The organism is Hydrogenophaga sp., assembly GCF_018780075.1.
Taxonomy (GTDB): Bacteria; Pseudomonadota; Gammaproteobacteria; order Burkholderiales; family Burkholderiaceae_C; genus Hydrogenophaga.
In genome coordinates, this window is sequence record NZ_JADMKB010000069.1 from 60,429 (window position 1) to 71,173 (window position 10,745).

At 67.6% G+C, this 10,745-nt stretch carries 16 protein-coding genes; 11 read left to right on the forward strand and 5 right to left on the reverse strand.

Annotation, left to right across the window (positions count from 1 at the left end):
- Nucleotides 1-90 precede the first annotated feature (90 nt).
- The 9 genes from fliJ (at nt 91) to fliR (ending at nt 6,697) form a co-directional block, all read left to right on the forward strand.
- On the forward strand, nt 91-552 hold the full coding sequence (gene fliJ, locus IV088_RS13405; RefSeq protein WP_291102730.1) for a flagellar export protein FliJ: 462 nt from the start codon (nt 91-93) through the stop codon (nt 550-552).
- Nucleotides 553-679: 127 nt separating this feature from the next.
- Nucleotides 680-2,008 (forward strand): flagellar hook-length control protein FliK, encoded by a 1,329-nt coding sequence (locus tag IV088_RS13410; protein WP_291102732.1) that lies wholly within the window; start codon nt 680-682, stop codon nt 2,006-2,008.
- Nucleotides 2,009-2,163: 155 nt separating this feature from the next.
- Entirely contained in the window at nt 2,164-2,730 is a 567-nt protein-coding gene (gene fliL / locus IV088_RS13415) for a flagellar basal body-associated FliL family protein (protein ID WP_291102735.1), read from the forward strand.
- An 18-nt stretch (nt 2,731-2,748) separates the two neighbouring features.
- A complete protein-coding gene (gene fliM / locus IV088_RS13420; protein WP_291102738.1) occupies nt 2,749-3,753 on the forward strand; it encodes a flagellar motor switch protein FliM in 1,005 nt (334 codons plus the stop codon).
- Complete coding sequence (fliN, locus tag IV088_RS13425; RefSeq protein ID WP_291102740.1) at nt 3,743-4,171, forward strand: flagellar motor switch protein FliN; 429 nt, start codon at nt 3,743-3,745, stop codon at nt 4,169-4,171. The genes fliM and fliN overlap by 11 nt, the downstream gene beginning before the upstream one ends.
- A 175-nt stretch (nt 4,172-4,346) precedes the next feature.
- Nucleotides 4,347-4,697, forward strand: a complete 351-nt coding sequence (locus IV088_RS13430) for a flagellar biosynthetic protein FliO (RefSeq protein ID WP_291102743.1) — start codon at nt 4,347-4,349, stop codon at nt 4,695-4,697.
- A gap of 16 nt (nt 4,698-4,713) precedes the next feature.
- A complete protein-coding gene (gene fliP, locus IV088_RS13435; RefSeq protein WP_291102774.1) occupies nt 4,714-5,442 on the forward strand; it encodes a flagellar type III secretion system pore protein FliP in 729 nt (242 codons plus the stop codon).
- A gap of 15 nt (nt 5,443-5,457) precedes the next feature.
- The gene (gene fliQ, locus IV088_RS13440) at nt 5,458-5,727 is read left to right on the forward strand and encodes a flagellar biosynthesis protein FliQ (RefSeq protein ID WP_291102746.1); all 270 of its coding nucleotides are present in this window, start codon (nt 5,458-5,460) and stop codon (nt 5,725-5,727) included.
- 202 nt (nt 5,728-5,929) lie between these two features.
- Complete coding sequence (gene fliR / locus IV088_RS13445; RefSeq protein WP_291102748.1) at nt 5,930-6,697, forward strand: flagellar biosynthetic protein FliR; 768 nt, start codon at nt 5,930-5,932, stop codon at nt 6,695-6,697.
- 121 nt (nt 6,698-6,818) lie between these two features.
- Here the strand turns inward: fliR and IV088_RS13450 are convergent, their stop codons facing one another.
- The 5 genes from IV088_RS13450 to IV088_RS13470 form a co-directional block, all read right to left on the reverse strand.
- Complete coding sequence (locus IV088_RS13450; RefSeq protein ID WP_291102750.1) at nt 6,819-7,262, reverse strand: hypothetical protein; 444 nt, start codon at nt 7,260-7,262, stop codon at nt 6,819-6,821.
- Between the two features lie 14 nt (nt 7,263-7,276).
- On the reverse strand, nt 7,277-7,660 hold the full coding sequence (locus tag IV088_RS13455; protein ID WP_291102752.1) for a DUF5329 domain-containing protein: 384 nt from the start codon (nt 7,658-7,660) through the stop codon (nt 7,277-7,279).
- 82 nt (nt 7,661-7,742) lie between these two features.
- On the reverse strand, nt 7,743-7,967 hold the full coding sequence (locus IV088_RS13460) for a hypothetical protein (RefSeq protein ID WP_291102754.1): 225 nt from the start codon (nt 7,965-7,967) through the stop codon (nt 7,743-7,745).
- Nucleotides 7,968-8,046: 79 nt separating this feature from the next.
- Nucleotides 8,047-8,676, reverse strand: coding sequence for a response regulator transcription factor (locus tag IV088_RS13465; RefSeq protein ID WP_236963987.1), 630 nt, complete (start codon nt 8,674-8,676; stop codon nt 8,047-8,049).
- Nucleotides 8,654-9,802 carry a histidine kinase gene (locus tag IV088_RS13470; protein WP_291102757.1) on the reverse strand — a complete coding sequence of 383 codons (1,149 nt, stop codon included), beginning with the start codon at nt 9,800-9,802 and terminating at the stop codon, nt 8,654-8,656. The genes IV088_RS13465 and IV088_RS13470 overlap by 23 nt, the downstream gene beginning before the upstream one ends.
- A 185-nt stretch (nt 9,803-9,987) precedes the next feature.
- Here IV088_RS13470 and IV088_RS13475 point away from each other — a divergent pair, with 185 nt between their 5' ends.
- Both IV088_RS13475 and IV088_RS13480 read left to right on the forward strand, forming a co-directional pair.
- A complete protein-coding gene (locus IV088_RS13475; RefSeq protein WP_291102760.1) occupies nt 9,988-10,422 on the forward strand; it encodes a hypothetical protein in 435 nt (144 codons plus the stop codon).
- A 48-nt stretch (nt 10,423-10,470) separates the two neighbouring features.
- Nucleotides 10,471-10,745: response regulator (locus IV088_RS13480; protein ID WP_291102763.1), on the forward strand; the 275-nt coding region annotated here is incomplete at its 3' end.

Genomic DNA, 10,745 nt, shown 5'->3' on the forward strand with positions numbered 1-10,745 from the left:
CAACACCAGCGGCCTGGCCAAGCCAGTTCCGCGGTGTTCCCGGACTGAGCACCTTCTCTCGACAACGTTGGAGCCACAAGAATGAGCAACATGCAGACCTTGCACAAGGTGGTGGAACTGGCGACGCGGCGACGCGATGACGCGTTGACGGTGCTGGGGCAGGCCAAGCGGGAACTGCACATGGCGCAGGAGCAGCTGACCCAGCTCAAGACCTACGCCGACGAGGCCCACCAGCGCTGGGCCACGCGCACCAGCACCAGCGGTGTCGATGCGGCCCTGCTGCACCACCACCGCCAGTTCATGCAGAAGATCGAACACGCCATGGACTTCCAGCTGGCCGTGCAGCGCAACCGCGAAGACTCGGTGGAGCGCGCCCAGGCCCAGGTCTATGCCGCCGAGCGCGACGTGGCGGGCCTGCGCAAATACGCCGACCGCAAGCAGCAGGCCATCGACCACCGCACCCTGCGCCAGGAACAGAAAGCCACCGACGAAATGGCCCTGACCATCCACCTGCGCCAGAGCATGGCCCACGCACAGGGGCTGCGGTCATGAGCGCAGCGCCGGGCCGTTCCCAAGCCAGCGCGCACCGCAGCCCGCAGGGCGGAGGTACTCCCATGAGCGCAGCGCCGGGCCGCCCCAAGCCAGCTCGCACCGCAGTGCGCAGCACGAAGGTATTCCGATGACCAGCACCGCCTCGACCACCCAGAGCCACAGCGCCCAGACCACGGCCGCGCGCGCCCAGGCCGCCCACCCGCGCAAGCCCGGGGCCGACGCCCACGGCCCGGAGGCCGGCGCCGACCTGTTCGCCGCCATGCTCTCGCTGCTGAGCGCGACCCCCGACATCCCGCCCGACACAGTGACCGACGACACGGCGCTCCAGGCGCTGCCGGCCACCGAGCCGCCCAGCGATCCGCTCCTGGGCTGGCCCGGGGTGCCGCTGCCCGCGATGGCGCCGGGCACCGGGCCTGGGACGCCTGGCGCCGCTGCGTCCACCGTGCCCACCGCGGCCCTGAACGGCACCGCCCTCACCCCGGCCGGGACGGCCCCCGCGGCGGCGGCCGACGCCTCGGGCAGCGCAAAACCCGGGGTCGATCTGCAGGGCATGCAACGCCTGGAGCAGCCCGCCGCGCCCGACGAACAGACCCTGGCCGCGCTCGCCCGCGGCGACGGCGAGGCGCGCCCCACGCCGCAGCCCGCCGCCCCCCTCGAACCCGGCACCACCCCACCCGCCAGCCGCCCCACCGCCTGGCGCAGCACCGTCACCGGCGCGACCACCACCAGCGTGCAGCAACAGCACGCCAGCCAGCACCTGGGCCACAGTCTGAGCGAGCGGCTGCAGGTCCGCCTGGAAGCGGGCGCCCCGGTGGCGCTGCGCAGCACCGTCACGCTGGACGAGCGGTTCAGCACGGCCTCCACGGGTGACAGCCCCGCGCTGTCGGCCGGCCTCGTCGCCCACGGCCAGGGCAGCGCGCCGGGCGCGGGCGGTTTCGCCGGCGAACAGCCCGGCGCGGGCGGCGAGGCGGGCCAGGACCACCAGGCCGGCTGGTCCGGCGACAGCGACACCACCACCGACGACCACCGCTTCGACGAGGCCCTGACCGACCAGGACGCCGACGAAGCCCTGGGCGCCTGGTCCGCCCCAACCCTGCGCCAGGCCAGCCTGCGCGTGGGCGACGGCGGCGAAGAGGCCATCGACATCCAGCTCTCGATGAGCGGCCAGGAACTGAACGTCGCCTTCCGCACCGACAACGCCGAAGCGCGGGCCGAACTGCGCGAGAACGCGGGCGAATCGCTGGCCGACCTGCTGCAGCGCAGCGGCATCCAGCTCGGCGACGTGTCGGTGGGCGCGCAGGGCCAGCAGGCCGGGCGCGGCGACTCCGGCGAACCCCGCCCCCAGCCGGCCGGCCCCTCGCGCAACGGCGCCGCCGCCAGCGCTGCGCCGCCCCCGGCGGCCGTGCCACAGCGCCCGCGCAGCGACGGCAGCCGCCCCCTCGACCTGTTTGTGTAGCCCGGTGGCGCGCCCGCGGGGCGCGCGAATAAGCGGCTTTTCCAGTGCTATTCCGGGCTACGGCTCCGGGGGGGGCGCTCAATAATTCCTCCAGAGCCCACCGCCATCCGCGGTGTGTACCGCCCTCAACACCGGCGATTTTCTGGAGAAATCCCATGTCCGCTGCCACCGCCACCGCCGATGCCCAGGCCCCGGCGAAACCCAAGAGCAAGAAGCTGCTGTTCATCCTGATCGGCGTGATCGTGCTCGCTCTGGCCGCGGCGGGTGGCACCTTCTTCCTGATGAAGAAGAACGCCGCGGACGAAGAAGACGCTGACGGCACCGAGGTGGTCGAGAAACACGACGACAAAAGCACGCCGCCGACCTACCTGCCCATGGACAACATGGTGGTGAACCTGGCCGATGCCGGCGGCGCCCGCTTTGTCCAGCTGGGCATCACCCTGCAGCTGCAGGACGTCAAGACCAGCGAGGACGTGAAGGCCTACATGCCCAGCATCCGCAGCAGCCTGCTGGTGCTGATCTCACAGCTCACGGCCGAAGAGATCCTGCAGGTCACGGGCAAGGAGAAGCTGGCGAAGGACATCATTGCCGTGATCGCCCAGCAGATGGGCTACGAGGTCGACGCACCGGCCGCCGAGGACACACAGGGTAAGAAGCGGCGCCACAAGGCACCGCCCAACCCGGTGCAGGCCGTGCTGTTCTCCAGTTTCATCGTGCAGTGATTCCAGAGGCCCGACGCCATGGCTGATTCGTTGCTGTCCCAGGATGAAGTCGATGCCCTTCTGGAGGGTGTCACGGGCGAGAGCCAGAAGCTGGAGAAGGACGTCGCGCCCACCGACGGCGTGCGCACCTACAACCTGTCCAGCCAGGAACGCATCGTGCGTGGGCGCATGCCCACGATGGAGATCATCAACGAGCGCTTCTCCCGCAACCTGCGGCTGGGGCTGTTCAACTTCATCCGGCGCAGCCCGGAGGTGTCGGTCGGCGGGGTGCAGGTGCAGAAGTACAGCGCCTTCCTGCGCGAACTGGTGGTGCCCACCAACTTCAACATCATGGCGGTGCGCCCGCTGCGCGGCAACGGCCTCGTGGTGTGCGACCCCACCCTGCTGTTCGGCGTGATCGACAGCCTCTACGGCGGCAACGGCAAGTTCCAGACCCGCATCGAGGGGCGCGACTTTTCGCCCACCGAGCAGCGCGTCATCGACCGCCTGGTCGACGTGGTGGCCGAGGAATACAAGAAGGCCTGGCGCGGCGTGTACCCGATCGAGCTGTCCTACCAGCGATCGGAAATGCAGCCCCAGTTCGCCACCATCGCCACCCCCAGCGAGATCGTGGTGTCGACCAGCTTCACGCTGGAGATTGGCGACATCACCGGTTCGCTGCACATCTGCATTCCCTACGCCACGCTGGAACCGATCCGCGACGTGCTCTATTCCAGCGTGCAGGGCGATGCGATCGAGGTCGACCGCCGCTGGGTCAAGCTGCTGAGCCAGGAGATCCAGGCGGCCGAGGTCACGATGGTGGCCGAGCTGGCCCAGACCGACGCCACGGTGGAACAGCTGCTGGCCATGCAGGTCGGCGACTTCATCGAACTGGACCGCCAGCCCGCCATCAAGGCCCATGTGGACGGCGTGCCGATGTTCGAGTGCCAGTACGGCACGCACAAGGGCAAGTACGCGCTGCGCATCGACCGGACACTGCGCGACACCGAGAAGACCTGGCTGGGAGACCCCTATGTCAACTGAGACCCCCGACAACATGAACGATTCCGTCACCGACGACTGGGCGCAGGCCCTCGAAGAGCAGTCCGCTGCCAGTGCCGGCAGCAGCGCCGCCGACAGCGCGCCGGCCTTCGACGGCAACCGCTCAACGCCGATCTCGGCCGGCGGCAACCCCATGCAGGACATCCAGATGGTGCTGGACATCCCGGTGCAGCTGACGGTGGAACTGGGCCGCACCAAGGTGCCGATCAAGTACATCCTGCAGCTCGCACAAGGCTCCATCGTCGAGCTGGATGCGCTGGCCGGCGAGCCCATGGACGTGCTCATCAACGGCTACCTGATCGCTCAGGGCGAGGTGGTGGTGGTGAACGAGAAGTTCGGCATCCGGCTGACCGACATCGTGACCCCCTCCGAGCGCATGCGGCGCGTGTCCAAGAGTTAAGGCATTCGGAGCCCCCCCGCGTCGCCTTCGGCGCCACCCCCCTCCAGGGGGCGACACCAGGGGCCCGGCGGAGCCGGTTCCTCGGTGTCTCTGGGTTGGAGGCACTTTCGCCGGCCTCGATCTTGTTTCGGTTTTCTTTCGGTTTTCTTGATCTCTTTTTTTTCCGTACTTTTTTATGTTGCAAAACGCCGCCCCGGCCCTCGTGCTGCTCATCGTGATGGTGGGCATCGCCTGGGCGCTGCAACGCTACCGCCGCCACCTGCCGGGCGTTGCGCGGCAGACCGGCCCGTCGCTGCAGGTGCTCAGCACGCTCGCGCTGGGGCCGCAGCAACGTGTGGTCACGGTGCAGGTGGGCCAGGGTGAAGGCAGCGTCTGCCTGGTGCTGGGCGTGTCGGCCGGCGGCATCACCGCCTTGCACCAGCTGCCGATGCCGGCACCCGCCGATGAACCCGCAACGCCCGCCCTGCCCCTCGGTGGCTTCGCCGCCAAGCTGGCCCAATTCCGGAAAGCCCCCGATGCGCCTTGATGTGAAACACCTGCTGATGGCCGCGCTGGCCCTGGGCGCCACGGGCGCCTGGGCGCAGCAGACCGGGGTGGGCCCGTCGCTGCCCCTCATGGTCGGCCAGGGCGCGGGCGGCAACAGCTACTCGGTGCCGATCCAGACCCTGCTGTTTTTCACCGCGCTTTCGTTCCTGCCCGCGGTGCTGCTGCTGATGACGGGGTTCACCCGCATCGTGATCGTGCTCTCGCTGCTGCGCCAGGCGCTGGGCACCCAGTCGGCCCCGCCCAACCAGGTGATCATCGGCCTCTCGCTGTTCCTCACGCTGTTCGTGATGGGCCCCACGCTGGACAAGGTCTACACCGAGGCCTACGCGCCCTACACCGCCAACCAGATCAGCTTCGAGCAGGCGCTGGAGCGCGGCCAGAGCCCCATGCGCGCCTTCATGCTCAAGCAGACACGCCAGAGCGACTTCGAGCTCTTCGCCCGCCTGGCCAAACTGCCGCAGGACGTGACCGCCGAGACCGCGCCCTTCCGCGTGATCGTGCCGGCCTTCGTCACCAGCGAGCTCAAGACCGCGTTCCAGATCGGCTTCATGATCTTCATCCCCTTCCTGGTGATCGACATGGTGGTCGCCAGCGTGCTGATGTCGCTGGGCATGATGATGCTGTCGCCGGTGCTGGTGGCGCTGCCGTTCAAGCTGATGCTGTTCGTGCTGGCCGACGGGTGGAACCTGCTGCTGGGTTCGCTAGCCGCATCGTTTGCGACCTAGACAAGGACCTCTGACATGGACTCCCAAGCCGCACTCACGATGGCGCAGAACGCGCTCTACACCGTGCTCATGCTCTCGGCCCCGGTGCTCGGCTCGGTGCTGGTCGTGGGCCTGCTGGTGAGCCTGTTCCAGGCCATCACGCAGATCCACGAAGCCACGCTGTCGTTCGTGCCCAAGCTGATCGCGGCCATCGCGGTGTTCGCCATCGCGGGCCCGTGGATGATGAACACGCTGGTGGACTTCATCCGCAGCACGATCATGTCGATCCCGAACCACGCCATATGAAGTCCACCCCCGCCGCGCTGCGCGCGACCCCCTCAAGGGGGCGATGCGAGTGGCCCGGCAAAGCCGGTTCCACCGCATCCTGGGCGGGAGGCATTTCGCTCCGGAGTGGTTGTCCCACCCTTGCCGCGCCCAAGGGGGCGGCACTGGCCGTCCGGCGAAGCCGGCCCGGCGGTGCCCTGGGCTGGCTTCCTCTCGCTCGCTCATGATCTCGTTCACCGAAGCCGACATCATGGCGATCATCTCGCCGGTGTTCTGGCCTTTTCTGCGGATCCTGGCGGTGTTTTCGAGCGCGCCGATCTTCTCTGCGCGCACGGTGCCGATGCGCAGCCGGGTGGCGCTGGCGATGCTGGTGGCGATCTGTGCGCAGGCGGGCTTGCCGGAGCAGCCGGTGATCGGTCTGGGTGATTCGCAGGCCTTCGGGGTCGTGCTGCAGCAGGTGGTGGTCGGCATCGCCATCGGGCTGGCGGTGCGCATCGTGTTCGCCTCGGTCGAGCTGGCCGGCGAGGTGATCGGCCTGCAGATGGGCCTGAACTACGCCGGGTTCTTCGACCCCTCGACCAACCAGCAGACCAGCGCGGTGGGGCGCTATTTCGGCAACACCACCATGCTGCTCTTCGTCATCCTCAACGGCCACCTCATGGTGCTGCAGGCCGTGGTGTCGAGCTTCGAGACCTTCCCCATCGGTGCCAGCGCCTTCGAGTCGATCAACCGCATGCGCCTGCACGAGCTCGGCGCGGTCGTGTTCCGCTACGGGCTGTGGATCGCGCTGCCCATGATCGGCATGCTGCTCTTCGTCAACATCGTGCTCGGCTTCGTCTCGCGCGTCGCGCCGCAGATGAACGCCTTCGCCATCGGTTTCCCGCTCACGCTCACCACCGGCCTGCTCGGCATCGCGGTCACGCTGCCCCTGCTCGAAGGCCCCATCGTCGGGCTCATGAAACTGGCGACCGAGATCTTCACCGGCGGTTGATCACGAAACACCCCCGCAGCGCTTCGCGCTACCCCCTCTAGGGGGCGGCACTGGCCGTCCGGCATAGCCGGCCCGGCGGTGCCCCCGGTTGGACCGGTTCATCGCGTGCGTTCAGGTCACGTCAATCCCACTGCAGGTCGCGCAGCTTCCACTCGTCACCATCGCGCTGCCAGCGCAGCTGCACCGTGTAAGGCGAGGCCCGCTCGGGGATCAGCCCCTGCGCGCCCGTCACCACGATCTGCGCCTCGGTCACGCCGATGGGCGAACCCGGCGAGTCGATGCGGCTGCTGCGCGTGACCGCGATCACCTTCACATTGGCGTAGCGCAGGAACATGAGCGCCATCGTCTTGCGTGCCCAGTCGCGGTCGAACTCGTCTTTCGCGCGGAACCGCGGGTCCAGCATGTCGAACACCGCGCCCGTGTCCTTGGCTTCGAGGTGGTCCTGCAGCTGCTGTGCGGCCGCTTCGAGCGCGGCCTGCGGGTCGTCCTTGCTGCAGGCCGCGAGCCAAGGCAACGCGCAGGGCAGGCTCAGCGAGAGGAAGAGACGTCGATCCAGCTGGGGCATGGTGTGGTCCTCGCTCAAGCGCCCGGCTTCGCGCGGCGCAGCTCGTCAAGCTGCTGAAGCAACCAGGCCGTGCTGGGCACCGGCGCCTGACCGCGGCACCGAAACTGGTAGGCCACACCGGTGACGCTGCTCTTGCTCGCAGCCAGGTAGATGAAGCCCTCTGCGGTCTTCGCCGACGCCTTGCTCTCCACATAGTCCAGCTTGCGCTGCAGGTGGACGCGCGCCTGCGCCGCGCTGTACCAGCGGTCGTTGCGGTTGAACTCGCAACCCGACGCCTCCAGACGATTCAACACCGCCGTCACTTCGGCTTTGGCGGCGGGTGGCAGGGGTTCGGCGAGCGCTGCTGCCGACAGGCTCAGCAGTGACAGGGTGAGCAGGAGGCGATGGGGGTTGGGCATGTTCGGCACCTTGGGCTGTCATGTGCCATCTCGCTGGGTGCCCTGTACACGGCCACCCCATCCGATGACACAAAGGAAGGCGTCACCCCTTCTTGCCGCCCCCGAACACCAGCAACCCCACGCCCGCAGCAATCGCCGCCAGGCTGGCCCAGGTGGGCACGGGCACGGTCTGCTTTTCAGTGACCGAAAGTTCCAGCGGCCCGAGCTTGAGCTCGTGGCTGGCCTTGTTGAAGCTGAAGTCGCCGAACACCAGGCCCAGCGCGCCAGCGGCGATGAGGACGATGCCGAGAATTTTTGCGATGCCCATGGGAGATCCTTTCAAGAGGGACCATCTTGCCACGCAGCGCCTGCGTCGGTGGCGGTGACCTCGCCGCCTCGGGCGAGGTTCAGACCAAACTGTTCCGAATCGCGTAAACCGTCAGCTCCGCGTTGTTCGCCAGGTGCAGTTTCTCCAGCACCCGCGCGCGGTACACGCTCACGGTCTTGGGGCTGAGCATCAGCTCTTCGGCGATCTCTGACAGTTTCTTGCCCGAGGCGATTTTCTGCAGAGTCTGCAGCTCGCGCTCGGAGAGGCTGGCGTGCAGTTCCTGGCTCTCGGGGGCGTTGAGGTTGTCCACCAGCATCTGGGCCACTTCGGGCGTCACGTATTTGCGGCCCTGCTGCACGGTGCGGATGGCGGCGACGAGTTCGGCCGGTTCGCCGGCCTTGTTGACGTAGCCGCGCGCGCCGGCGCGCAGGCAGCGGATGGCGTACTGGTCTTCGGGGTACATGGACACGACCAGGGTCTTGACCAGCGAGCCTTCGTCTCGCAGGGCCGCGAGCACCTCGAGCCCGCCGCGCCCGGGCATGTTGAGGTCAAGCACGAGCACGTCGCACTCCACCTTGCGCATCTGCTCTCTCAGCTCGGGGTAGCTGCCGGCTTCGCCGACGACCTGGATGTCGACCGCCTCGGAGATGGTGTCGCGGATGCCGCGCCTCACCACCGCGTGGTCGTCACACAAAATCACTTTGATCATTGTTCTTGTCCCTGTGGTTGAAATCGCCTTCGTCTCCCTCTGCGCCGGAGGGCATGGCCAGCGGCACCGACAGGATGACCGAGGTGCCGCGGCGGGACGAGCTGATGTCCAGCCAGCCGTCCACCTTGGCCGCACGCTCCTTGAGCCCCAGCAGGCCGAAGGACTTGGCCTTCTTCAGCGCCTCGCTGCTCAGCCCCTGGCCGTTGTCGGTCACTTCCAGCGTCAGCACGCCCTCGCGGTCGCTGAGGTCGATGTCCACCGCCGACGCGTGCGCGTGTTTGGCCACGTTGGTCAGGGCCTCCTGCGCCGTGCGGTAGGCCACCAGCTGCACCGCGCGCGGCACGTCGATCTGCTCGGCCGAGCGGCGCACCGACACGCGCACCCCGGCCCGCTTCTCGAAACTGGCGGCCAGCCACTGCACGGCCGCCACCAGCCCCTGGTCGAGGATGGGCGGACGCAGGTTCATCATGATCCGCTGGCTCGCATCGAGTGCATGTTGCAGCATCTCCAGTGCGGCGTCCATGTGCTGGCGCACGTCGGCGTCCAGCGTGCGGCGCGAGACCCAGGACAGGTCGAGCTTGACGGCGGCCAGGGCGCCGCCGATGTCGTCGTGGATTTCGCGCGAGATGTCGGCGCGCTCCTGGTCGATGCTGGTCTGCAGGTGTTCGGCCAGCTCGGCCAGGCGCTGGCGCGATTCGGCCAGCTCGGCGTCGGCCGCGGCCTTGGCCTTGCGGGTCTGGCTCACCTCCATGGCCCGCTGGATCACGTGGGCCAGGCGGTTCATGCTGTCTTTGAGCAGGTAGTCGCTCACGCCCCGGTGCATGGCGTCCACCGCCGCGGTTTCGCCGATGGCGCCCGAGAGGATCACGAAGGGGATGTCGATGCCCCGCTCCAGCACCAGCTCCCAGGCGTCCAGGCCCGTGAACCCGGGCAGGTGGTAGTCGGCGAGCACGAAGTCGTGGACCCCCGAGTCAAGCTCGCGCAGGAAATCGTCGATGGTGTCCACCAGCAGGATCTCGTGCGGCAGCTGGCTGCGCTGCAGGGCGAACTTCACCAGGGCGTGATCGACCCGGGAATCTTCCAGGTGGAGGATGCGCAGCGGACGGATTTCGGTGTGATCTGGCATGCCGCTCGCAATGGGTGGGGTGAACCGGGCTTCGGGGCCACAAGGCACAGGCGCTGAAATGGCGTTGAATTTGGGCCGTTATCTGCCGATACAGATGGTCACAGACCGGGAAAATTGTACTTCCCTGCCAGCCCAAGACCGGTCTCCAGCCCATCCCCTATGCCCCAAAACCCATGGACCATCCGATGATGTTGCAGACCACACCGTCTGTCAGCCTGCCCGTGAACCTGGTCGCCGATGTCCAGGATTCGCTTCTCATGGCGATGACCGACCTCAAACGCCTGGAGGGTCTGCTGGACCACGCCACCGGCAACCTGCTGGAGCGCTTCAGCACCGCCAACCACGCCCTGGGCAACCTGGCGACCAGCAAGGACAGCGACGATTTGCTGAGCATCCGCCACAGCCTGCACCAGGCCGTGACCGAGCTGCAGTTCCACGACATGGCGACCCAGCTCATCGTGCACACCGGCAAGGTGCTGCAGGGCTGCGCCTGGAAGCTCGCCGACGAGGCCATGGAGGCCGAAGAAGGCGAGCTGCCCATGACCCTCGACCCCATGGCCGACCGGCCCAGCCCGGTGACACAAAGCGAGATGGACGCCGGCTCCATCGACCTGTTCTAAAGCCGACCGCCCTTTTTGCCGATATTGGTTTGAACCTCGGAGTACCCCATGCAATCGATTCTTGCCGTTGACGACTCGGCCTCCATGCGAAAAATGGTGTCATTCACCCTCACTGGCGCCGGCTTTCACGTGGTGGAAGCGGTGGACGGCCAGGACGCCTTCGAGAAGGCGCAGACCCACCACATCGATCTGGTGCTGACCGACCAGAACATGCCGCGACTGGACGGGCTGGGCCTGACGAAGAAGCTGCGCGACCACCCCAAGTTCAAGACCACGCCGATCCTGATCCTGACCACCGAGTCGAGCGACCAGATGAAGCAGGC